The organism is Hymenobacter terrigena (genome assembly GCF_054776515.1).
The window spans coordinates 454,696-480,038 of sequence record NZ_BAAHBU010000004.1; the positions used below are offsets into that span (position 1 = coordinate 454,696).

Genomic DNA, 25,343 nt, shown 5'->3' on the forward strand with positions numbered 1-25,343 from the left:
CCCCCGCGGCGGCGGGGCAAAGTGCCCACCGGCGGCCGCTGCTGCAACAACAGCCGGCCAGCGGGCACCCAACGCCTGAAACGTTAGGCTAGTACAGGCGGCGTAGCCGCCTGTACTTCCTCAGAGCCCACCTCCTCGGAAATGGTTGCAACGTGGTCGGGATTTTTTCCCGAAATTTTTCCCTTCAGCGATTCGCTCAGCAAATACATCACCGGCACCACCAGCAGGGTGATTCCCGTGGCGAACACCAGACCGAAAATGATGGTCCAGGCCAGCGGGCCCCAGAACGTTACCGACTCGCCGCCGATGAAGAAATGGGCGTTGCCGGAGTTGAACAGCTCGTAGAAATCGATGTTCAGGCCGATGGCCAGCGGGATGAGGCCCAGCGTGGCGGCCGTGGCCGTGAGGATTACCGGGTTGAGGCGGGTGCGGCCGGCCAGCACGATGGCCTCGCGCAGCGGCATGCCCTGCGCCCGCAGCATGTCCATAAATTCGACCAGCAGAATCCCGTTTTTCACCACGATACCGGCCAGGGCAATGATGCCCACACCCGTCATCACGATGCTGACACTCTGGCCCGTAATAGCCAGGCCCCAGAACACGCCGGCGATGGAAAACAGCACCTCGGAGAGGATGATGACCGGCTTGCTGAACGAGTTGAACTGCGTAACCAGAATCAGGAAGATGAGGCCCAGCGCGCCGATGCCGGCCAGCGGCAGGAAGTCGGAGGTTTCCTTCTGGTTTTCCTGGGCACCGCCCATGTTGATGGTGTAGCCGGGCGGCAGCGGGAAGGCTTTGAGGGCCGTCTGGATGTTGCGCACCACGTCGGGGCCGGTGTAGCCGCCCAGCACGTTCGAGCTGATGGTGATGATGCGCTTGGTGTCTTTGCGCTTAATGCCGCCGTAGGTGCTGCCGTAGGTGACATCGGCCACCGATGAAATTGGCACTTGGCGCACAGCGCCGGTAGCGTCGCGGAAGGTGAGCGGGGCGTTTACCACAGCGTCTACGTCGTCGCGGTAGGGTTTGGCGTAGCGCACCTGGATGGGGTATTCGTCATCCGGGGTCTTGAATTTGCTGGCCTCGGTGCCGTAAATGGCAGTGCGAACTTCCATCCCAATCTGGCCGGTGCTGATGCCTTCGCGGTTGGCGCGGGTGCGGTTGATGTTAACAGCAATTTCGGGGTTGCGGTCTTCGAGGTTGGAGCGCAGCTGCTCCACGCCACCGATTTTCATCGAATCAACGTAGCGAATTACCTTTTTCGACAGAGCGGCCAGTTTGGGGTAGTCGTCGCCGGCTACTTCGATGGCAATTTCCTTGCCCGTGGGCGGGCCGCTGGCCTCCTGGTCAACCGAGACTTCGGCGCCGGGAATACCTTTTACCACCTCGCGGATTTTATCCATGTAGGTGTGGGTGGCCGGGCCGGTGCGCTCGCTGAGCTCCTTAAAGGCCACGCCAACCTTGCCCATATGCGACTGCGACACGCCAGCGGCGGTGGCTTCGCCGGGGTCGCCGGCGCCGATGGCCACGTTGGTGATGACAGATTCCACATCGGGGTTATGCTCGCCGATGACACCGTAGATGCGTTTTTCCAGCACTTTGGTAATCGAGTCGGTGACGGCAACACGGGTGCCGACGGGCATTTTCAGGTAGGTATAGATGAACTTGGGGTCGCCCTTCGGAAAGAAGGCCACGGCCGGCTTGCGGATGCCCACGGCCACAAACGAACCGAAAAACAGCAGCACTACCCCAATCATCACAACAACCGGGTGGGTGATGGACCAGCGCACGAGGCCAGCGTAGCCGTTCTGGAACCGCGGCAGGGCGCGCGTCTGGAACCAGGCAATCATCTTCACAAACACGAACTTATCGAGGAAGCAAAGCAGGATAACCGTGATAGAGAGGTTGCCCACAAAGGTGGAATGCGATACGTAGCCGAGGATGGCCACCACGAGCAGCGCGCCCATCGCCAGCAGGAAATTGCGGGTCAGCTTGGGCTTGCTGTGCAGGTCTTCTTCGAAATGCTCTTCGCGCTCCATGAAGCTCACGGCAAATACCGGGTTCATGATGAAGGCCACCACGAGCGAAGCCATCAGTGTGATAATCAGCGTTACAGGCAGGTAGTACATGAACGAGCCCACGATGCCGGGCCAGAACAACAACGGCACGAACGGCGCCACTGTGGTCAGCGTGCCGGCCAGTACCGGCACGAACACCTCACCGGCGGCGAATTTGGCCGCTTTGGGCGTGTCGAGATGGGGGTGCTCGTGTAGCAGGCGGTGGGTGTTTTCGATTACCACAATGGCGTCATCGACCACGATGCCCAGCGCCAGCAGGAAGGCGAACAGCACAATCATGTTCAGCGTGAAGCCAAAAACCGGGATAACCAAAAAGGCCAGGAACATCGAAATCGGCACCGAGAGGCCCACAAACAGCGCGTTGGTGGTGCCCATGAAGAACATCAGAATCAGCGTCACGAGCAGGAAGCCGATGATGATGGTGTTGATGAGGTCGTGCAGCGTGACGCGGGTATCGTTCGAGGTGTCGCCGGTTACGGTGATGGTCAGCTCCTTGGGCAAGCTGGCTTTCGACTCTTCAATCAGGGCCTTGATTTTGTCGGAGGCGTCAATCAAGTTTTCGCCCTGACGCTTCACCACGTTCAGGGTGATGGCGGGCTTACCGTCGAGGCGGGCGTAGCTTTCGCGGTCCTTGAAGCCGTCCGTTACGGTGGCGATGTCGCCGAGGCGCACGGGCGCGCCGTTCAGGTTCTTGATTTGGATGTCGGCGATGTCGGCGGCGCGCGCGTACTGGCCAGCCACGCGCACGGCGCGTTTCTGCCCGCCCACGTCGATGGAGCCGCCCGAGATGGTGAGGTTTTCGCCGCTGATGGCGCGGGAAATGTCGGTGAAGCCGAGGCGCGAGGCGCGCAATTTGTTCAGGTCCACGTCCACGTTCACCTGCTGGTCGAGGGCGCCCACGATGTCGACGCGGGTAATTTCGGGCAGGGCCTCAATCTTGTCCTGGAAGTCGTCGGCGAACTTTTTGAGCTGGGCGGCGGGGAGGTTGCCGGCCAGGTTCACGAACATAATGGGCTGCTCGGAAATGTTGATTTCCTTCACCAGCGGCGCGCTCGGCAGGTCGTTGGGCAGCTCGGTGCTGGCCTTGTCCACGGCGTCCTTAATGAGCTGCTTGGCGGCTTGCACATCCACGCCGGAGGTGAATTCCACGTCCACGATGCAATAGTCTTGGTTCGAGGTGGAGTTGATGTGCTTCACCCCGTTCACGGATTTAATCTCCTTTTCGAGCTGGCGCGTCACCAGGTTTTCGATGTCCGTGGGCGAGGTGCCGGGGTACACCGTAGCCACGATGATGCGCGGAATCACGATGTCGGGGAATTTCTCCTTGCCGAGCTTGATGTAGGCAAAAATACCCGCCACGCACAGCAGCACCGTGATGATGTAGATGCTGGTTTTGTTATTAATGGACCAACTGGTTGGGCCAAATTCTTTTTCGATGTCCTGCATGGTTTCTTCTCTAAAAGCTTGAGAAATAATTGCGTCTCTACGCGCCCTGCACGGCCACTTTCTGGCCTTCGTTCAGGTTCTGGTAGCCGCCTGAGATAATCTGGTCTTCGGCGGTGAGGCCGCTGGTCACTTCCACCTTGCCGTTGTAGGTATTGCCGGTTTTGATGACGCGCTTCTTGGCCACGGCCTTGCCGGCCTCCTGGGCCACCACGTACACGTAGCTGTTTTCCTCGTCGTGCTGCACGATATCAACCGGAATAACCGTGGCGTTGGTGGCGTTGTAGTTTTGGATGCGGACGGTGGCCACCATGTTGGGCCGCAGGGTGGCGGCTTTGGCACCTTTCAGGCGCAGCTCTACCGTGAAGGTGCGGCTGGTGGCATTGATGCTGCGGCTCACGACGCGCACCGTGGCGGGAATTTCTTCATCGCCCAGGTCCGGAATGGTTACCACGGCGTTGTCGCCGGCCTTGATGCTGTTGCCGTAGGCTTCCGACACGTCGGCCAGGATTTTGCCGCCCGAGCCGCTGGTCAGGCGCACCACCGGCGAGCCGGGAGCCGCGATTTCGCCCAGCTTGGGCAGCACCTCGTCCACGGTGCCCGAGAACGGGGCCACCACGTTGTACAAGGAGCGCTGCTGGTTGAGCGTGGCCAGGTTGCGCTGCAGCGCCTGGTAGTTGTTCTTGGCTTGCAGGTACTGGATTTCGGTGCCAATCTGCTGGTCCCAGAGGCTCTTCTGCTTCTCGTATACCGTTTTGGCGAGGTCCATACGGGTGCGCAGCTCGGCAATGCTGGCATCGAGGATGCTGGCATCGATGGTGGCCAGCACCTGGCCCTTGCTCACGCGGTCGCCGCGCTGCACGCGGATGCTGGTGAGTGAGCCGGCGGCGCGGGCGCCCACAGTGGCGTTCTGGTCGAAATCGACGCGGCCCTGCACTTCGAGGTAGCTCTTGAAGCTTTCGGGCTTGGCGTTCATCACCGAAACCGGCGTGGGAGCCACCGTAGCGGGGCCACCGGTTTTGGCTTCCAGCTCGGCAATTCTGGCCTGCGTGGCGGCCTGCTCGCCTTTCAGCTTGGCCAGCTCGGCCTTGGGGTCTTTGTTGGAAGAGCCGCCGCAGGAGGCAAGCAGCAGGGTGCCGGCGAGAAACAGCGCAGCGGGTTGGGTTGAGGAGAAACGCATGGGTAAGCGGGGTATTTTTAAGATGTCGGAGGGCAAGTAGCGCGGACTTGTAGTCCGCGAGTGGTGCCGTTGGTATCAATTGGAGTCGCGGACTAAAAGTCCGCGCCACATTACTTTTTAACCTGGTTATACAGCTCGCCGGTCGCTTTGTCGCGGTCGACTTTCGCCACCAGCACGTCGTAGATGGCCCCGTAGTAATTGGTCTGGGCCGAGCGCAGGTCGGTTTCGGCCGTAATCACCTCCAGGTTGGAGCCCACGCCGGCGTTAAACTTGATGCGCGTCACCCGGGCCACGTCGGTGGCCAGGTCGAGGTTGGCTTTCTGGTTGTCCAGTACATCGAGGGCATTGATGAGCGTGGTGCGGCTCTGGGCGTCCTGCAGGTCAATGCTTTGCTTCAGCGTTTCGAAGCCGCGCTCGATGGTTTGCTGCTGAATCCGAGTCTGCTGCACCAGGTATTTGCGGCGGAAGCCATCGAACACCGGCACCTGCAAGCTCAGGCCCACGTTGCCGAAACCAAACCAGTTCTGGTTGGGGAAGTTGTTGGAATTGCGCGAGTCCGGCCCGCGGAAAGCGAACAAATCACCCGGCGTTTTGGCTGAACCCGTGAAACCATACGCCCCCGTGAGCAGGAGGCGCGGGTAAGCGCCGGCCTGCCGGTTACGCAGGTCGAGGCCCGCGAGGGCCTGTTGCGTTTCCAGGGTCGAGAATTCGATGCGGTTATTATAGTTGAGCGCCCCACGGGCTGCGATGGGCATACCGCCCGATAGGGCTGCCTGCTGGTCGAGGCGGCTTTGGGCGGCGGCGTTATCGAGGCCGGGCGGGGTGGGCGCAGTGGGCACGGCCCCTACGCCAGCGCCGCCCTTCTCCATATCGGCCGCGCCGAGGCGCTGGCGCAGGGCCCCGGCATCTACCACGGCCGCACCAAGCGAGTCGGTGAGCTGCACGGCTTGCTGCTGCGGCAGCCCCATCTGAAACTTGAGCAGCGCCACGCTCAGCTCGGTGAGGCGGGCGGCCTTCTGCTGCTCCACCACCAGGTTGTTGCGCTGCACGCGCAGGCGGTCCACATCCAGCTTCTCGGCGAAACCCGCCTTGAAGGTCTGGTTGGTCTGAAACAGCACGGTATCGAGGCGCTGCACGTTGCGAGCTAGCAGGGCAAGGCGCGAACGGGCCACGAGTGTGCTGTAATAGGCCTTGCTCACCTGCTCCACCACGTCGATTTCGGCCTGCTGGGTTTGCTTTTTGGCCAACTCTTCGTACACTTTAGCCGCCTTCAAACCAATCAGATACGCGCCATCAAATAGCAACTGCGATACCGAGGCACTGGCGTTGCCGGCATATTGCAGGCCGAAGGCAAACGCCTGGGGCGGCAGCGGCGTGCTGGGCAGCGTCACGGGCTTGATGTTCACCGTCTGGCCCGATTGCGCGGCCGTAATATCAGCCGCCGTGAGCGGCGTGGCCGTGGAGCCGCCGCCCAGAGCCGAGAAATCGACTAGGCTTTTCTGCAGCTTAAAGTTGTCGGAAACCGTGGCGGCCACGTTCACCTGCGGCAGGCCGGCGCTCTTGATTTCGCCCACCTTGGCGCGGGCCGTGGCCTCGCCCAGGCGGGTAGCCAGCAGCGTCGGCTTGTTCTGCACGGCGTAGCTGATGGCCTGTTGCAGGCTCAGCGGCATGGTGCCGGCCGTGGGCGTGGTCGCCAACGCCGCGTTGGGCCGGGTTTGGGCAAGCAGCGCCTGAGGCACGGCCGCACTCAGGGCGGCCACCAGCAGGAATCTGGTTCGAAACAGCGTGTTCATAAAAACAGCAAAAAGGAAAACGGGTAAGCGGGGGAAAACGGGTGGTTATTCTTCGTCGGTGACGTTGCGGTACTGGTTGATGAGCCGGTGGCCCTTCAGTGTAGCTACGCCGAGCATGAAGTGCTCCAGCAGGGCCTGCGACACCCGCTCGTTGGGGAATTGCAGGGGCGGGTACACCTCGGAGTTGAACATGATTTCAATCTGGGCCAGGCGCATCCGGGCGATGACGTCCACGTCGAGGTCGGCCCGGAACAAGCCTTCTGCAATGCCCCGACGCAGGTTCTCAATGATTTGGGTGAGGATAAACTGGTTTTTATGAGCCAGCCAGAGCTTCCAGGTGCCGGGATGAAACTTCTGCAGGTCGTAGAAAATGCTGGGGTGCACGTTGCTGAATTCCTGCCGCGTCCACTTCATCATTTGAAACAGTTCGTCGATGGCCGAGGTGGCCGATTGTATCATGGCCGTGCAGTCGAACTGCGTGCCGGCCAGGTGGCGGGTCATCGAAGCCTCCACAATCTGGTCCTTGTTTTCGAACCACTTGTAAAGCGTCTTTTTCGACATGGCCATGTCGGCGGCGATGTCATCCATGCTCACGCTTTTGATGCCGTTGCGCATAAAAAGCTGCTGGGCGTGGTTCAGGATTCGGTCTTTGATTTCCATAGTTAACGCCGCAAAGATACAGCGGAAACTTTTAACGTGCTCAAAGTTTCCAACGCATTTTTACGGTCTGCAACCAGTGCAAGGCCTTTTTGCGCGTAGCCAGACGCGCACGCCTCCCGTTTACTTTAGCCCAATGCGAAAAAAGGTATTCAGGCCCCTGCATGACTAACTAATTTTATTGGTAATGCAAAGCTAATAAATTTAGCTTAATAGTATTCCCAAATCAGATTATTTATTTGTGACCTACGCTCAAGCCTACTGCGCGGCGGAAGCGCGGGGCGCGGGTACTTTTGCGCCGGGCCGCGGTGGCCCGCTTGCATTCGCGCTTATGAAAATCCGGACCGGCTTCGGCTACGACGTTCACCAATTGAAAGAAGGGCTGCCCTTCTGGCTCGGCGGCATTGAGGTGCCGCACACCCACGGCGCCCTCGGCCACTCCGATGCCGACGTGCTCATCCACGTCATTTGCGACGCGCTGCTGGGCGCGGCCAACCTGCGCGACATCGGCTTTCACTTCCCCGACACCGACCCGCAGTACAAAGGCATCGATTCGAAGAAGCTGCTCTCCGGCGTGATGCGCCTGCTGCGCGAGCGCGGCTACGAGGTGAGCAACATCGACTCGACCATTTGCCTGGAGCGCCCCAAGGTGAACCCCCACATCCCGGAAATGCAGCGCGTGCTGGCCGCCGTGATGGGCATTGCCGAGGAAGACATTTCCATCAAAGCAACCACCACCGAAAAACTGGGTTTTGTGGGCCGGCAGGAAGGCGTGGCCGCCTACGCCAGCGTGCTGATTGTGAAAGCGTGATTCGACAACACACCCCGAACAACTCTGTCATCCTGAGCGGAGCGAAGGACCTTATTACGCCTGAACAAATAGCTACCCAGCGGTGATAAGGTCCTTCGCTCCGCTCAGGATGACAGATACATAAAAAGCCGTTTTTTAATCGGCTGCTCCCAAAATATCAATCCCACCATCCAAAATCAATGAAGCAAACCCCTCTCCTGCTGGCCTTTCTCGCGCTGGCCAGCGCGGCCCCGGCCCACGCCCAGGGCAAGGTTAAAGTAAAAAGCAAGCCAGCGGCCGGTGCGTCCGCCATCAAAATCAAAACCACCAACGGCAAAACCGCCGGCAAAGACTGGAGCGTGAAATACGCCGACCAGGTAACTGCCGAGCGCCTGCGTACGCACCTGGCCGTGCTGGCGTCGGATGAGTACGAGGGCCGCGAAACCGGCCAGAAAGGCCAGCACATGGCCGCCGACTACGTAGCCAAGCAGTTTAAGGACGCGGGCCTGACGGGCCCGGTAACCACCGGCACCGACCCTTACCAGCAGCATTTCGACGTGGAGCAGGTGACCTGGGCCGAGGGCAACACCCTGAAAGTGGGCAGCACGAGCTACGACTGGCTGACCGATTTCTATGGTTTGGGCGACTCGCCTTTCGGCCAGGAAACCAGCGTGAAGCCGGTTTTTGTGGGCTACGGCATCGAGCAGTCCGGCTACTCCGACTATGCGAATGTGGACGTGAAGGGCAAGGACATTCTGGTGCTGCTGGGCGAACCCACCGGCGACGGCGGCAAGGCCCTGCTCAGCGCCGACGGCTCACCCACCAAGTGGGGCGCCGACTACCGCGGCAAGGCCCAGCTGGCGGCCCAGAAGGGCGCCCGCACGGTGTTTTTCGTGAGCTTCAACCCCACCAGCAACTTCGCCAAGCAAACGGCGCGCATGGCCCCGTTCATCGCGCGGCCGTCGATGGTGATGGTGGGCAACGACAAGCCGAGCCGCGTGCCGTCGTTCTTCATTTCGCCGGCCGTGGGCCTGGCCGTGCTGGGCACCACGGATGCCGCGATACAGACGTATCTGGGCAAAATCAATAGCACCAAACAACCGGTGGCCGCCACGTTCAACGTGGTGCCGATGCAGATTAAGGCCGAGCGCAAGCGCGAAAAGCTGGACACGCAGAACGTGCTGGGCTTCATCGAGGGCACCGACAAGAAGGAGGATGTCATTGTGATTTCGGCTCACCACGACCACCTCGGCAAGCACGACGGGCAGGTGTTCAACGGGGCTGACGACGACGGCTCGGGCACCACGGCCATTATTACGATGGCGGAGGCCTTTGCCAAGGCGAAGAAAGAAGGCCACGGCCCGCGCCGCAGCTTGCTGTTTCTGAGCGTGACGGGCGAGGAAAAGGGTTTGTTTGGCTCGGAATATTATTCGAAGCACCCCATTTTCCCGCTGGCCAGCACCGAGGCCGACTTGAACGTGGACATGATTGGCCGCACCGACGTGGAGCACGAGGGCAAGCCCGACTACGTGTACGTCATCGGTTCGGACAAGCTGGCCTCGGAGCTGCGCGTGATTTTGGAGGCGGAGAACAAGCAGTACGGCCCCATCGACCTGGATTACCGCTTCGACGACCCCGCCGACCCGAACCGCTTCTACTACCGCTCCGACCACTACAACTTCGCGGTGAACAAGGTCCCGGTGGCCTTTTTCTTCAACGGCGTGCACGCCGACTACCACCAGCAGAGCGACGAAATCGAGAAAATCCAGTTCGATAAAATGGAGAAGCGCGCGCGGCTGGTGTTCCACACCGCGTGGGAGCTGGCCAACCGCGACGGCCGCATTGTCGTTGACTCGAATAAGCCGTAATTTTAGTTGTCGTTCAATCCGTCTGTCATCCTGAGCAAAGCGAAGGACCTTATCACGTTTGAGCAGTTTGCAAGCGTCAATTGCTGCTAATCGTTCAGCCGTGATAAGGTCCTTCGCCGCGCTCAGGATGACAGACGTTTTTTATTGCATCCCCTCCTCAGTCTTTCCTCGCACCCATGCTGAAAACATACGCGCTGGCCACCTTGCTGTTGGCCAGCTATCTACCCGCCGCTGCTCAGACCGCGCCCGCCAAAATCAAGGTAAAAGCCAAGGGCACAGCCGCTGCTCCCGCCGCGCCCGACCTCTCCCAAACCTACGCCGCCCTCATCCAGCCCGCCGACCTGCGCGCGCACCTCACGGTGGTGGCGTCGGACGCATTTCAGGGGCGGGAGACCGGCCAGCCGGGCCAGAAGTTGGCGGCGGAGTATCTGGTGAAGCAGTTTGCGGAACTTGGCCTGCAAGGGCCGGTGGCGGGCAGCGACAACCCGTATTTGCAGCACTTTCAGCTGACGCACAGCCTCTATGCGCCGGGTGGCTTCATTAAAGTGGGCGGTCAGCGCTACGACTACCTGAGCGACTGGTTCAGCTACGGGCCGATGCCGTCGCCTTTTCTCACCGAAACGACTTCGCAGCCGGTGTTTGCGGGGTTTGGGGTAGAGCAGGGCGCGTATTCGGACTACGCGGGGCTCGATGTGAAGGGCAAGGACGTGGTGGTTATGATGGGCGAGCCGCAGGACGAGCGGGGCCGCAAGCTGCTCAAGCCGCTGGGCCGCAAGGCCGACTATTGGGACTCGGGCCTGCGCAAGGCGGCGCTGGCCAAAGCCCACGGCGCGCGCAGCATTTTCCTGATGACGTTTGCCCCGGCAACGGTTTTCCAGAAACAGACTTCTGAGTTGGGCGAGTCGCTGCGCGAGCCGGCATTTTCCCTGCCCGACCCCGGCCCCGAAATCATCGACACGGTGGCCGAGAATATTCCCCCGGGTATCGGCGTGTACTTCACCTCGCAGGATTTGGGGCTGGCCATGGCGGGCACCACCATGAACGGGCTGATTGACTACGTGCGGGCGCTGGGCCAGGCGGGGCGGCCGGTGCCGGCGGGATTTCAAGCCCCAACGGCGACCATTTATTTGCCCCAAAACCAAGCGCCGCTCACCACCGAAAACGTGCTGGGCTTTCTGGAAGGCTCCGATAAAAAGGACGAAGTGCTGGTGGTATCGGCCCACTACGACCATCTGGGTGTAAAGCACGACACCATTTATAACGGGGCCGATGACGACGGCTCGGGCACGGTGGCGGTGCTGGCGCTGGCGAAGGCATTTGCCCAGGCCAAAAAGGACGGCCACGGCCCGCGCCGCAGCATATTATTTGTGCTGATGACGGCCGAGGAAGAAGGCCTGTTCGGCTCCGAATATTACACGGCGCATCCCGTTTTCCCACTGGCCAGCACCATTGCCGACCTCAACATTGACATGGTGGGCCGCACCGACCGCAAGCACAGCCCGAAGCGGCATTTTGTGTGCATCGTGGGCTCGGATAAGCTGTCGTCGGAGCTGCACGCCATCAACGAGGCGGCCAACCGCGACTACACACACCTGGAACTGGACTACCACTTCAACATTCCCGGCGAGCCGGAACACATCTACTACCGCTCGGACCACTACAACTTTGCGCGCCGCAAAATCCCGGTCATCTTCTACACCACCGGCGAGCACGCCGACTACCACAAGGCCACGGACGACGTGGAAAAAATAGAATTCGATAAATTGGCGGAACGCGCGCAGCTGGTGTTCCACACCGCCTGGACGCTGGCCAACCGCGAGCAGCGCATCGTGGTTGACTCCAACAAGCCCTGATTTGCCATGACCACCGCCACCAAAGCCAGCCAGTTTCAGCTCGACGCCGAGAAGAAAGCCTTCGACCGCGAGCACCGCCGCAAAATCCGCTTCAACATCGGCAAATATGATGCGGCCGTGAGCGCCGGCATGAAGCTCTACGACCAGCACGAGCTGGCCCGCGACCGCGGCGCCTACATCAAAGCCACCGTACTCGAAAAGCTGGACGAATACCTGCTCCAATTCGAGGCCGCCTTTACGGCGCGGGGCGGGCGCGTAATCTGGGCGCGTGATGCCGCCGAGGCGCTGGCCGAAATCGGCAAACTGACCAAGGCCCGCGCCACCAAAACGGTGGTAAAAGCCAAGAGCATGACCACCGAGGAAATTCACCTCAACAAGTACCTCGCCACGCAGGGCATCGAGTCGGTGGAGACGGATTTGGGCGAATACATCGTGCAGCTGAACGGGGAGCGGCCCTACCACATTGTGACGCCCGCCATGCACCTGAGCAAGGCCGACATCGCCAATATTTTCGTGAAGCACCTCGGCATTGAACATACCGACGACGCTCAGGAACTGGTGCTTACAGCCCGCCGCCTGCTGCGCAATAAGTACACCGCCGCTGAAGTGGGCGTGACGGGCGGCAACTTCCTCATTGCCAAAGAAGGCGCCGTGGCCGTGACTGAGAACGAGGGCAATGCCCGTCTCTCGGCTACCTTTCCCAAGCTGCACATTGCGGTGGTGGGCATCGAAAAAGTTATTCCGCAGCTCACCGATTTGGATTTGTTCTGGCCGCTGCTCAGCACCAGCGGCACGGGGCAGCAGGTCACGGTTTATAATACCGTGTACTTCGGTCCGCGCCAGCCCAGCGAGGTGGACGGGCCGGAGGAAATGGTGGTGATTCTGCTCGATAACGGCCGCACCAACCTGCTGGCCCAGCCCGACAAGCGCGCGGCCCTGCGCTGCATCCGCTGCGGGGCCTGCCTGAACGTGTGCCCGGTGTACAAGAACATCGGCGGCCACACGTATGAAACCACCTATTCCGGCCCCATCGGCTCGGTCATCAGCCCGCACTTGAGCGGCTTGCCCGAACACAAGCACCTGAGCTACGCCAGCAGCCTGTGCGGAGCCTGCACCAGCGTGTGCCCGGTGCGCATCCCACTGCACAACCTACTGCTGCTCAACCGCCAGCAAAGCGTGCAGGAAGGCCACACGCCCACCGAGGAGCGCGCCGCCATTGGCCTCTGGAAGTGGAGCATGCAGCACCGGTGGGCGCTCGATTTGCTGCCCGTGAAGCTAAAGGACTGGAGCCTGGGCCGCCTGCTGGGACAGGTGGGCTGGAGCAAGCGCCGCGAGAGCCTGCACATCGCCGGCCCCTCGTTTCGGGAGCTGTGGAAAGCGCGGGCGGCCCAACATTAGCCGCGCTAGAACATTAGCTATTCGGCTTTTCAGCGTTTTCGCCCGTATTAGTGGTTTTGCTGAGCCATGCCCGCCTACTTGCTTGTTGCCCTGCGCGTGATTACCGGCCTGGGCGGGGTTGTGCTGGTCATAACCACGCTATCAGCGGCCATTCGGTCATTTGTGCTGCCCCGCAACGAGGTGGTGCGCCTGAATGTGTGGGTGTTCATGGGCATTCGCGTGTTTTTTGATTTGGCGGCGAAAGTGTCCAATTCCTACGAGCGGCGCGACAAAATCATGGCGCACTACGCCCCGGTGGCGCTGGTGGCGTTGCCCGTGGCCTGGGAAGCGCTGGTGGGCCTGGGGTACACCTGCCTGTACTGGGCGTTGGGCGAGGGCAGCTGGCTGCGCTGCTACGAGCTGAGCAGCAGCTCATTGATGACCCTCGGCACGACCGACACCCGCCACGTATTTATTTCCGTTTTCACGTATTCGGAAGCCACCTTGGGGCTGCTGCTGCTCACGCTGCTGCTTTCGTATTTGCCCACCATCTACCAAGCCTTTGCGCGGCGCGAGTCCACGGTAGCCCTGCTGGAGCTGCGGGCCGGCACGCCGCCCACGGCCACCTGCCTGCTCAGGTGGCTCAACCACGACGGCTCGGTGCAGAACGACGACCAGCAGTGGGCTGATTGGGAGCGGTGGTTTGTCGAGATTGAGGAAAGCCACACCTCGCTGCCCATCCTCTCGTTCTTCCGCTCGCCGCAGCCGGGGCGCTCCTGGGTTACGGCCGGCGGGCTGATTCTGGACACGGCCGCGCTGCTTTTTGCCGCCGTAGACGGCCCCCAGCCACGTCAGGCCCAGATTACCTTCAAGGCTGGCTGCCTGGCCCTGAACCGGGTGTACCGGTTTTTTGACACCAAAGCCGGAGCCGAACCCGCCAGCTTGCTGCCCGACGAAGAGGCCGCCCCCGGCCGCGCCGATTTCGACCAGGCCTGCCAGGAGCTGGCCGAACACGGCCTAAAGGTGTGCGCAGACCGCGCCGATGCCTGGCGGCGCTACTGCGAGCTGCGCAGCCGCTACGCCACGGCCTTCGGCTTCCTGGCCCGCCTCACCATGGCACCGGGCGTGAAAAGCAGCAATTAGTCTCTCTTAACGGCATTTTCCGGAAAATGACTTGGTACTCGCTCAGCCTGGGCACCAAGGACAGCCGTGCGCCGCCTAAAGGTTTGGTTAGAATATATCTTGCGGGCAAAAACCGGCTTAACATGGTAGCAGAATGGCTTTTGCATAATTTCCGCAACAAGAAGGACTACGTCCTTACCAAGGATAATAGCCAAGCACTGGAATATTGATTAATTTACGCCCCCATTTGCTGGGCTTATTCCATCTACGCTTTTTTCATTTCAACTTCTCTCTTCACCCTCATCCCCAACTCTATTTCCAAACCTCTATGCACACACCTTTTCTAAGCAACCGGCTGGGCCGGTGGCTGGCGGTGACGCTGCTGGCGCTGCTAAGCGCTACGTCGGCGCGCGCTCAGCTCACTGGCACTAAAGCCATTCCGGGCGACTACTCCACCGTGGCCGCCGCCATCTCGGCCCTCAATGCGCAAGGCGTAGGCGCGGGCGGCGTCACGTTCAACGTAGCGGCGGGCTACACCGAAACGGCTGCCAATCTGGTCATCACGGCCACTGGCACCGCCGCCAACCCCATTGTGTTCCAGAAATCGGGCACCGGCGCTAACCCGCTCATTACGGCGGGCGTAGGCGTGAGCACTTCCGTGGATGCGGTAATTGCCCTGGCTGGCTCCGACTACGTGACGTTCAATGGATTGGACGTGGCCGAAAGCGCCGCCAATACCACGACCACCACGCAGATGGAGTTTGGCTACGCGCTGGCCCGGGCCTCGGCCACCGACGGCGCGCAGTTCAACACCATCCGCAACTGCGTGGTGACGTTGAACAAGACCAATACCGCCACAATCGGCATCGCGGGCCTGGCTTCGACTGTTGCCAATACCACGGCCGTGCCGGCCACAAGCGCGGCCGGAGCCAACTCTGGCAACAAGATTTATGGCAACGTAGTAACCAATTCGCTGGTTGGCATTTACTTGGCGGCCGGTTCGGCCACGGCCGTTGCTTATTACGACCAGAACAACGAAATCGGAGTAACGGCGGGCAACACCATCGGCAACTTCGGGGGCACGGCTTCGGGCTACGGCGCGGGCGGCACCTACCAGAACGGCCTCAAGATTTCGGGCAACACACTGAACAGCACGCTGAACTACACCTCGGCTACGGCCTCGACGGCCGTGGCGGCCAGCACGGTGACCAGCACCCTACGCGGCATTTACACGCCCAATGGCACGTCGTCGAACCTCGACATTACCAACAACACCTTGGTGCTGGCCAGTGGAGCCACCACTTCGCAGCTGTCGGGCATTGAGAACTCCATGGGTGGCACGGCGGCGTCGAACACGGTTAACATCACGGGCAACACCTTGTCGATGTCGTACCTGACGGCCACTTCGGCCACGGTGTACGGCATTTACAACAACATCTCGCCGGCCACCATCAACATCTCGAACAACACGCTCAACGCCACGACGCTCTCGACCACTGGCAGCACCTATCTTATCTACAACAACCACAGTGCCGCGGTAGCAACCATAAGCGGCAACCAAGTATCGGGAGTGACGCGCACGGGTGCCTCAGGCACGATGTACGGCTACTACAACAACGGCGCGGGGGCCGGCACACATTCGTTGACCAACAACGTGTACAACAACATTTCGGTGGCGGGTTCCTCGGTATTCTACGGCCTGTACAACACCAGCTCTTCGAGCGAAACGGAGCTGTGGTCGGGCAATCAGATTACCACCATCACGGCGGGCTCTACGCCCACCGGCACGCTGTATGGCATCTACGACACGTACGGGGCCAGCGGCTCGCAGTTCTTCAACAATACGGTGACGGGCCTGAGCGGCGGCAGCACGGTGTACGGCCTGAACCTGACCAATTCGTCGCTGGCGCAAGCCGCTGTTTACGGCAACACGGTTGGCGGGCTGAGCACTTCGGGGGCTTCGTCGATTTATGGCATTTACACGTCGGTTACGACGCCCACCATCTACCGCAACAAGGTGTACGGCCTATCGGGCACCAACGCCGGCGTAACGCTTTACGGCATTTATACGGCCGGGGGCACCACCATCACCCTGTACAACAACCTGGTGGGCGACCTCCAGGCGCCCGCAGCCACGGGCCTGACGGCAGCCAACGGCCTGTACTTCAGCTCGGGCACTACCATCAATGCCTATTTCAATACGGTGTACCTGAATGCCAGCAGCACGGGCGCCACGTTCGGCACCTCGGGCATTTACTTCTCGAGCACGCCTACTACCGTGGACCTGCGCAACAACATTGTGGTGAACAAGTCGACGGCCGCTGGCACGGGCGGCTACACCGCCGCGTTGCGCCGCAGCACGGGCACGGCGGGTACGGTGCCCACCAACCTGGCCACTACCACCAACAACAACCTCTACTACGCCGGCACGCCCTCGGCCACGAACCTGATTTACGTGGAGGGCACCACCACGGCCACCAACGCGCAGCAGACCCTGGTCGCCTACAAAACCTTCGTGGCGAACCGCGACCAGGCAGCCGTAACCGAAGACGTGCCCTTCCTGAGCACCACGGGCACGGCGGCCACCTTCCTGCACATCAACCCGGCCGTAGCAACGCAGGTGGAGAGCGCCGGCGCTCCCATCAGCAGCATCACCAACGACTTCGACAACGATACCCGCAACACAACCACCCCCGACCTGGGTGCCGACGAAGGCACCTTCACCCCGCTGGATTTGACGGGCCCGACCATTACGCTGGTTGCGCTGGGCAACACCAGCAGCACGGCCAACCGTACCCTCACTGTCACCATCACCGACGCAAGCGGCATTTCGACGACGGCCCCGCGCATCTTCTACCGCAAGGGGACGAGCGGCGCGTTCACGTCGGCCCTGGCCACGAGCGTGAGCGGCAACGCCTACACCTTCACGCTGAACAGCACCACGATGGGCGGCGTAGGGATTGGCGATGTTGTTCAGTATTATGTAGTGGCCCAGGATGTGCCCGGCAACATTGCGTCGAACCCGGTGGGTGGCACCTTCAGCACCAATCCGGCCTCTGTTTATCAGTACACCATCCTGAGCGCGCTGAGCGGCGTGTACTACGTGGGCGCGGGCACCTCGCCCAACCCGGCCCGGACCTACGCTACGCTCACAGCCGCGGCCACGGCCTACAACACCAGCGGCCTAGCCGGCGCGGTTACCTTCCTGCTGCTCGATGCGACGTATTCGACGGCGGAAACCTTCCCCGTTGCCTTCGGCAACAACCCGGAAGCCAGTGCCACCAACACGCTCACCATCAAGCCCAACACGGGCATAACGAGCACCATCAGCGGTGCCACGTCGCTGTTGGCCTTCCAAAACCCGCGCTTTATCACGCTCGACGGTTCGAACGCCACCAATGGCACCTCGCGCGACCTGACCCTGACCACCACCAGCACCACCAGCGGCGCGTACCACGTGCTGGTGCTGAGCCCCACCACCAATACGCTCGGCTCGACGAATATGACCATTCGCAACCTGAGCATTGTGGGCGGTAGCGCCATCACATCGGGCTTGTTTGGCATTGTAGCCCAGGGAACCGATAACGACAATCTAACGGTGCAGAACAATAGCGTTGTGGGCGTTACGACGGGTATTCAGCTTAACGGCGCAGCCACGGTTTCGGCCGGTGGCAACGACAACACCGTGGTACAGGGCAACATTGTGGGCCCCGCCACGGCCGCGACTGCAACTAACATTGGTACTACGGCCCTATACGTGGGCAACGCGGTGAACGCCACGGTATCGGGCAACACCCTGCAAAACGTGACCAACTCTTCGGCTCCCTTTGGCCTGAGCCTGGTGGGTGTGACCGGCGGCACGGTGAGCGGCAACACGGTGCGCGGCATTGTGAACACCGGCACGGGCGGCTACGCCTACGGCATCAACGTGAGCACGGCCTCGACGGGCCTGGTCATCGACGCCAACCGCATCAGCGGCGTGGTGGGCGTGGGCACGGGCGGCTACGGCGGCTACGGCATCCGGGTGTCGACGGCCACGGCCAACAGCAACCTGCGCATCAGCAACAACTTCATCAGCGACATTCAGGGCACCAGCTACACGACCCTGACATCCGGTGCCACAGTCGGCCTGCTGCTGACCTCGACGATGAGCGGCGTGAACGTGTACTACAACTCGGTGAACCTGACCGGCAACTACAACTACGCCGCTGGCTTCTCGGTAGCCTTTGGCGTTGATGCCTCGGTAACGGGCCTCAACGTGCAAAACAACATCTTCGCCAACGCGCAGGTGAACAGCGCCGGCGCGGGCAATGCCTATTCGTTCTACAGCGCGGCTCCGGCTACGGCCTACACCACGCTCAACTACAACGACTACTACAGCAGCGGCACCCAGGCCACCCTGGCCTACTTCAGCAGCAACCAGACGACCCTGGCGGCCCTGCGCACGGCCACCGGCAAGGACGCCAACTCCATCAGCGCGGACCCATTGTTCGCCTCGGCCACCGACCTGCACGCCTCCGCAGTAGCCCTGAACGCCGCCGCAACGCCCATCGCGGGCATTACGACCGACTTCGACGGCGAAACCCGCAATGCTTCGACCCCCGATATTGGGGCCGATGAATTCACGCCGCTCTCCTTCGACCTGGCCGCCATGGCACTGGTGGCCCCAGCCACGACCAGCACCTGCTACGGCACCGCCGAGCCGGTGAGCGTGAGCATTCGCAACGCCGGTACGGGTACACTCGACTTCAGCACCACGCCGGCCACCATCAACGTAGTTGTGACGCTACCCAGCGGTGGCACCACGCCCCTGACCACGACTCTGAACACGGGCACGCTGGCTAGCGGCGCCACTCAGACCGTGACGCTGCCTGGCACGCTCAACATGAGCACTGCGGGCACGTACTCGTTCGCCGTCACGGCCACCGTGACCGGCGACGGCAACACCGCCAACGACCTATTGACGCCTACCCCCACCCGCACGGTGGCGCCCCCGGTGGCCGGCACGTTGGCCCCCGCCGCTAGCAGCCTCTGCGTGAGCGGCACGGCCACGCTAACCCTGACGGGTGCAGCCAATGGCAGCATCCAGTACCAGAGCAGCACCGACAACGTGAACTTCACGGACATCGCCAATGCGACCAGCGCTACGTACACCACGCCGGTTCTCACGGCCACCACGTACTTCCGCGCCCAAGTGCGCTGCAATACCGGCACGGCTACTTCCAACGTGAGCACCATCACGGTGAACAATCCGCTGGTGGTTTCCACTAACACGCCGGTGGCCATCTGCGCAGGCAGCACGGCTACCCTCACGGCTACGCCTTCGGCAGGCGCTTCGGTGCGCTTCTTCAGCGCGGCCACGGGCGGCACTGCCCTGGCTACGGCCGGCACCTACACCACGCCGGCCCTCACGGCTAACACGACCTATTATGCCGAAGCCTTTAACCTGACAGGCGGGAGCGAGGCAGTGGGCAAGGCTACCTCCATTCAAACCAACGGCGGCTACAGCGGCACGGGTACGGGCGTGGTGTTCACCACTACCGGTCCCCTGACCCTGCTATCCACCACTGTGTACAATGCCACGGCTACGGCCGGTTCAATGAGCGTCGACCTGGTGAACAACACCACTGGTGCCGTTATCACGACGGTTGGGCCGTTTGCCATCCCGGCCGGTAGCACCACGGCACTTGTTCCGACGGTATTGCCGCTGAACCTGGCCGTACCGGCTGCCGGTACCTACCGCCTCGTCACGTCGAGCACCCCCACGCCGCCCACGCTGTACCGCGACTCGGGTAGCAACACGTTCCCCTACACTTCGCCCAGCGGCCAGATATCGGTTACGGGCGGCTACATCAGCGGAGCAAGCTCGACGTACTACTTCTTCTTCAATATCCAGGTTAGCGCCGAGTGCGTAGGCGCGGCCGCTCGCACGGCCATTCAGGTGAACGTGACGCAGCCGGCTACGGCCAGCTTCCCGGCCGCCACGGCCAGCACCTGCGGCACCTCGGCCTTCGCACTGACGGGTACCGTAGGCGGCTCGGTTACGACCGGCACCTACAGCACCAGCGGCACGGGCACGTTCTCGCCCAATGCCACCACGCTCAATGCGACCTACACGCCTTCGGCCGCTGACGTGGCTGCTGGCACGGTGACCATCACGCTGACGTCGGCGGCTTCGGGCCCTTGCGCCGCTGCCACGGCTACGCAGACGCTGAGCATCAGCCCCGCTCCAGTGGCAACGTTTAGCTACCCGACGGCCACGACGTATTGCGCCGGCAGCACCAGCACCGTTTCGCCCACGCTGGGCACCGGTGCCACCGCGGGCACGTTCTCCTCGACCTCGGGCTTGAGCATCGATGCTACCACCGGTGTTATCACGCTCAGCACTTCCACGGCCGGCACCTACACTGTGACCAACACGGTGGCTGCCAGCGGTGCCTGCGCCGCCGTTTCGGCAACGACTACGGTGACCATTACCCCGGCCACCACCGCCACGTTTGCGTACACCACGGGCACGTTCTGTGCCAGCGGCAGCAACCCGACCCCCACGGTGACAGGCACGGCCGGGGGCACGTTCAGTTCGACGACCGGCCTGAGCATCAATGCTACCACCGGCACTATCAATCTCAGCGCTTCGACCCTGGGCACCTACACCGTGACGTACACGGTAGCCGGGGCTTGCGGCAGTTCCGCTACGGCTTCGGTAACCATCACGGCGGCTCCGGTGGCAACGTTTAGCTACCCTACAGCTACCACATACTGCGCGGGCAGCACCAGCACCGTTTCGCCCACGTTGGGCACGGGCGCTTCGGCCGGGACGTTCTCCTCGACCACGGGCCTGAGCCTGAATGCCGCCACCGGCGTTATCACGCTCAGCACTTCGACGCCCGGTACCTACACCGTGACCAACACGATTGCGGCTTCGGGCTCGTGCGCCGCCGCGACGGCCACCACAACGGTTACCATCACGCCGGCTACCACGGCTACATTCGCCTACTCGGGCACGACGTTCTGCGTCAGTGGCACGAACCCCACTCCCACGGTGACGGGCACCAGCGGCGGCACGTTCAGCTCAACCACGGGCCTGAGCATCAACGCCACGACGGGTGCCATTAACCTAAGCGCATCGACGCCAGGCACCTACACCGTGACCTACACGGTAGCCGGGGCCTGCGGCAGCTCGGCTACGGCTTCGGTGACCATCACCGCCGGCCAAGTCGCTACGTTCAGCTACGGCACCACTTCGACTTACTGCGTGAGCGGGACCACGGCTCCGACTGTCGTGCTGGGCACGGGGGCTACGGCTGGTACGTTCACTTCGACCACGGGCCTGACCCTGAATGCCACCACGGGTGCCATCACCTTGGCCTCGTCCACCCCCGGCACCTACACCGTGACCAACACGGTAGCCGCTGCCGGTGGCTGCGCGGCCGCCACGGCTACTGCTACGGTGACCATCACGGCGGCTCCGACGGCCACGTTCAGCTACGCCACCACGGCGGGCTGCGCGGGTTCGACCACGGCCGTGACGCCCACACTGGGCACGGGCGCTTCGGCCGGTACGTTCACCTCGACCACGGGCCTGGTGATTAACGCCATCACCGGCGCCATCAACCTGGCCACTTCGACGGCCGGCACCTACACCGTGACCAACACGGTGGCTGCTGCCGGCGGTTGCGCCGCGGCCACGGCAACGGCCACCTTCACGGTGAACCCCCGCCCGGCCACGCCCACCATCAGCGTGGTGTACAACGGCACGACGACGACGCTGACTTCCAGCGCCACGACCGGCAACCAGTGGTACCTCAACGGCAACATCATCACTGGTGCCACGGGCCAGACCTACGTGGTGAACGGCTTGCCCGCTCAGTACGGCTCCTACACCGTGACCACGACCAACGCCAACGGCTGCGTGTCGCTGCCCTCGACTCCGCTGGTTATCACGGCAGCTCGCAACAGCATTGCCGGAGCCAGCCTCCAGGTGTACCCGAACCCCACTCCTACGGGCCAGATGACCCTGGAGCTGACCGGCTACCGCCTCGTTACCCAGCTCACCGTGCTTGACGCATTGGGCCGGGTTCTCATCAGCGAGCTGCTGCCGGCCAACGCCGGTACCGCCACCCGCACCCTCGACCTGACGGGTGTGGCCACGGGCGTGTACCTGCTGCGCCTGCGCAACGCCGACGGCGTGGAAACCCGCCGCCTGGTGCGCGAGTAGTCGCGGTAAGCACCCATTGAAAAGCCCCGCTGGCAATGCCAGCGGGGCTTTTTTGTGCGTTGTTGGCAAGCCTAATGGTCGGCTTCGTCGGGCAGAATGTTCACATCCTGCACCAGCACCATTTTCTCGATTTCCTTGCCGCGCTTGGTGGCGGCTAGGCCGCCGAGGGCGGTTTCCTTATAGCGGGTTTCCATGGCCTGGCCCACTTCGCCGAGGGCGGCCACGCACTGGTCGACGGGAATAACCGGGTCGATGCCGGCGATGGCAATCTGGGCCGAGGAGAAGGCAATGGCGGCGGCCGAGGCGTTGCGCACCACGCAGGGCACTTCCACGAGGCCGGCCACGGGGTCGCACACCAGCCCGAGCATGCACTGAATGGTGACGGCCACGGCAGCAAACACCTGCTCGACCGGCCCGCCCAGGCAGTACACGATGGCCCCGCTGCCCATGGCGGCGGCCGAGCCGGTTTCGGCCTGGCAGCCGCCCACGGCCCCGGCCAGCGAGGCATTTTGCTCGATAATCAGGGCAATGCCGGCCGCTACGAGCAGGCCCTCCAGAATCTGGCGGTCGCTCAGCTTGTGCAGGTCCTGAATGGTGACCAGCACACCGGGCAGGATGCCCGAGGCCCCGGCCGTGGGCGCAGCCACCACCCGGCCCATGCAGGAGTTCACCTCCTTGGCACCCAAGGCGCGGGTGATGAGCTGCTTGAACTCGGGCGAAAGGACGGTGACGGGCGAGGCAGCAATTTTCTTGGCCCCGTTGTTTATCATGCCCGAACGCGAGGTCATGTCGCCGGTCAGGCCTTCCTTCACGGCATCGCGCATCACGTCGTAGGCGCGTTGCAGGCCGGTCCAGATTTCGTCTTCGGTGCGGCCTTTCTGCTCGATTTCGTAGGCAAGGACAGGCTGGTAGAGGGGCTCGCCGGTTTCGGCGCAGTGTGCGGCCCAGGAGGCGAAATCATTAAATAACAAAGACATGGCGCGGGTGGGAAGGTGGGCTAAAAAGTAGTAAACGCAAAGCCCCGGCCGAAGGTGTCTTCAACCGGGGCTTAAAGCTACGGGATTGGGGCAAGGCAGGACGGCTGGCCTGCCATCAGCCACTCGCAAAATTACAGCTGCTGCCAGCGCGCCTGCCACTGCCGGCTGCCGGCGCGCAGGTGCACCAGGTACAGTCCGGCCGGCAGGTTGGCGGGGAGCGCCAGGGTGCCGCGCAGGGCCTGCGCGGGGGTGCTGGATAGCACGGCCACCTGGCGGCCCAACTGGTCGAACACGGCCCCACTGGCAGCGCCCCCTCCGGTTTCCAGCAGAATTTGGGCTTGAGTGCCCGCTTCGCTGGGATTTGGCACCACGGCCAGGCGCTGATGGGCCAGCGCCCCGCGGCTGCTCGTCACCTGCTGGTAGTTGAACAGCACCCGCGACACATTCACGAAGGCACTACCCGTCCAGTCCTGGCTCGTGAGCGAGGCGATGTCGCCGGCGGCGTTGTAGGCGTACAGATTCTGCGAGCCAAGGGCCCACGCATTATTGACCCACTTATCGGTAGTCACTACCGAGGGCCGGTCCTGCGCGTCGTACTGGTAAGTATCGCGGGTGGAGTTGGCGTACACGCCGGTGGTAGGCGGCGCCGTTTCGTTGATTACCTGCTGCACCTTGCCCGTCGCGGTGTACGTGGTGGTGCTGCGGGTAGAAGGCACCCAGGTAGCGCCGTTGTTGAGGGTGTTTTGGGTTTCCTCAATGGATACCAGGTTCTGGGCATTGTAGGTGTACAAGTCGCGCGAGGTGGCCAGGTACGTTCTCGCCGCGTAGAACTGGTGGAGCACCTGCGTAAGCTGGCCGGCCGCGTTGTAGGTGTGCGTGCTGCGGCTCGTCGAATCGAATGGCACGCTGGCGGCGCTGCCCGGCGCCCGGCTCAATGTCCACTCCCAACGCACCTGGGTGGGGGTGTTGTAGGTATTGACCAGCACGGCAAACGGCCCAAACGTAGGCTGCTGGAACTGATAAATCGTGTCGGTGAGCACCAGCCCGGCCGAGTTATAGCGCAAGTGGCTGGCCGAAGCAAGGGTCCAGGTAGTGCCGGTTCTTCGGTCGGTTTCAATCAGGCCGGGCAGCAGCGGAGCGCTGTAGCGCGAGTATCGGGCGCGCGAAAAGTCGACCCAGTCGCCGTTGGTGTAGTTCTGAAAGACGGCTTCCTGCAATGGCAGGGCGGTGATTTGCCGCAGAAGCGAGACGGGCACCCCGCCGGTGGCCTGGCTTTCCAGTTGCCCACCCGTGGCGCTGGGCGGAGAACTAACAGTTTGGGCCGAAGCTACGGCTCCCGCCAAAAACAAGCCTGCTGCGATGGAAAAAGTAGTTTTTAACATGGCGCTAGGGATTTGGGATAAAAAAAGCCTGGTCAGTCAGCAGAAGCTGACCAACCAGGCACAATTTACTAAATATATTAAATAGTATATATAATATATTATTTAGAAATCATCAGCCGTTGGCGGGCTGCTCCTGCTGCACCAGCTTGATGCTGGCCGAGTTGATGCACAGGCGCAGGCCGCTGGGCGCGGGGCCGTCGGGAAACACGTGCCCCTGGTGGGCATCGCACACGTTGCAGAGCACTTCCACGCGGGTCATGCCGTAGCTGGTGTCCTTCTTGTAGCGGATGGCCGTTTCATCGACGGGCTGCGTGAACGAGGGCCAGCCGGTGCCGGACTCGAACTTGGTGCGCGAATCGTAGAGCGGCGTGCCGCAGCACACGCAGGCGTAGAGGCCGGCCTCGTGGGCCTCGCAATACTCGCCGGTGAAGGCGCGCTCGGTGCCGTGCTCGCGGGTGACGTGGAACTGCTCGGGCGTGAGCAGGGCGCGCCACTCGGCGGGCGTTTTCTCCACGCGGCGCGGCGAAGGGATGGGGTGGTTGGCGAGGCGGATGACGTCGTTCCAGGTTTGCATATCAGCGAGGAGGGTTAAGGGAAAGCGGAGGAAC

13 protein-coding genes are annotated in these 25,343 nt (G+C 62.2%); 6 read left to right on the forward strand and 7 right to left on the reverse strand.

All coding sequences use genetic code 11. The annotated features are described in order from the left end of the window. Positions 1-83: 83 nt before the first annotated feature. The 4 genes from ACYU7Q_RS18510 to ACYU7Q_RS18525 form a co-directional block, all read right to left on the reverse strand. Positions 84-3,521: an efflux RND transporter permease subunit gene (locus ACYU7Q_RS18510; protein WP_460610918.1), complete on the reverse strand. Its 3,438-nt coding sequence runs from the start codon at positions 3,519-3,521 to the stop codon at positions 84-86. Positions 3,522-3,558: 37 nt separating this feature from the next. Beyond that, the gene (locus ACYU7Q_RS18515; protein ID WP_460610919.1) at positions 3,559-4,698 is read right to left on the reverse strand and encodes an efflux RND transporter periplasmic adaptor subunit; all 1,140 of its coding nucleotides are present in this window, start codon (positions 4,696-4,698) and stop codon (positions 3,559-3,561) included. A 110-nt stretch (positions 4,699-4,808) separates the two neighbouring features. Next, a complete protein-coding gene (locus tag ACYU7Q_RS18520; RefSeq protein WP_460610921.1) occupies positions 4,809-6,491 on the reverse strand; it encodes a TolC family protein in 1,683 nt (560 codons plus the stop codon). Positions 6,492-6,536: 45 nt separating this feature from the next. Next, a complete protein-coding gene (locus ACYU7Q_RS18525; RefSeq protein WP_460610922.1) occupies positions 6,537-7,151 on the reverse strand; it encodes a TetR/AcrR family transcriptional regulator in 615 nt (204 codons plus the stop codon). Positions 7,152-7,479: 328 nt separating this feature from the next. Between ACYU7Q_RS18525 and ispF the strand changes: the two genes are divergently transcribed. From ispF to ACYU7Q_RS18555, 6 genes are all read left to right on the forward strand, one after another. Beyond that, positions 7,480-7,959 (forward strand): 2-C-methyl-D-erythritol 2,4-cyclodiphosphate synthase, encoded by a 480-nt coding sequence (gene ispF, locus ACYU7Q_RS18530; RefSeq protein WP_460610923.1) that lies wholly within the window; start codon positions 7,480-7,482, stop codon positions 7,957-7,959. A 179-nt stretch (positions 7,960-8,138) separates the two neighbouring features. After that, a complete protein-coding gene (locus ACYU7Q_RS18535) occupies positions 8,139-9,806 on the forward strand; it encodes a M28 family peptidase (protein ID WP_460610924.1) in 1,668 nt (555 codons plus the stop codon). A 176-nt stretch (positions 9,807-9,982) separates the two neighbouring features. Further along, on the forward strand, positions 9,983-11,659 hold the full coding sequence (locus ACYU7Q_RS18540) for a M28 family peptidase (RefSeq protein WP_460610925.1): 1,677 nt from the start codon (positions 9,983-9,985) through the stop codon (positions 11,657-11,659). A 6-nt stretch (positions 11,660-11,665) separates the two neighbouring features. Beyond that, a complete protein-coding gene (locus ACYU7Q_RS18545) occupies positions 11,666-13,057 on the forward strand; it encodes a lactate utilization protein B (protein ID WP_460610926.1) in 1,392 nt (463 codons plus the stop codon). 66 nt (positions 13,058-13,123) lie between these two features. Then, positions 13,124-14,179, forward strand: a complete 1,056-nt coding sequence (locus tag ACYU7Q_RS18550) for a hypothetical protein (RefSeq protein ID WP_460610927.1) — start codon at positions 13,124-13,126, stop codon at positions 14,177-14,179. Positions 14,180-14,486: 307 nt separating this feature from the next. Further along, positions 14,487-22,376 carry a beta strand repeat-containing protein gene (locus ACYU7Q_RS18555; protein ID WP_460610928.1) on the forward strand — a complete coding sequence of 2,630 codons (7,890 nt, stop codon included), beginning with the start codon at positions 14,487-14,489 and terminating at the stop codon, positions 22,374-22,376. Positions 22,377-22,447: 71 nt separating this feature from the next. Here ACYU7Q_RS18555 and sdaAA read toward each other — a convergent pair whose 3' ends face one another. From sdaAA to msrB, 3 genes are all read right to left on the reverse strand, one after another. Next, on the reverse strand, positions 22,448-23,353 hold the full coding sequence (gene sdaAA, locus ACYU7Q_RS18560) for an L-serine ammonia-lyase, iron-sulfur-dependent, subunit alpha (protein WP_460610930.1): 906 nt from the start codon (positions 23,351-23,353) through the stop codon (positions 22,448-22,450). Positions 23,354-23,484: 131 nt separating this feature from the next. Continuing rightward, positions 23,485-24,735 carry a hypothetical protein gene (locus tag ACYU7Q_RS18565; RefSeq protein ID WP_460610931.1) on the reverse strand — a complete coding sequence of 417 codons (1,251 nt, stop codon included), beginning with the start codon at positions 24,733-24,735 and terminating at the stop codon, positions 23,485-23,487. 112 nt (positions 24,736-24,847) lie between these two features. Further along, positions 24,848-25,309: a peptide-methionine (R)-S-oxide reductase gene (gene msrB / locus ACYU7Q_RS18570; RefSeq protein WP_460610932.1), complete on the reverse strand. Its 462-nt coding sequence runs from the start codon at positions 25,307-25,309 to the stop codon at positions 24,848-24,850. Positions 25,310-25,343: the final 34 nt, after the last annotated feature.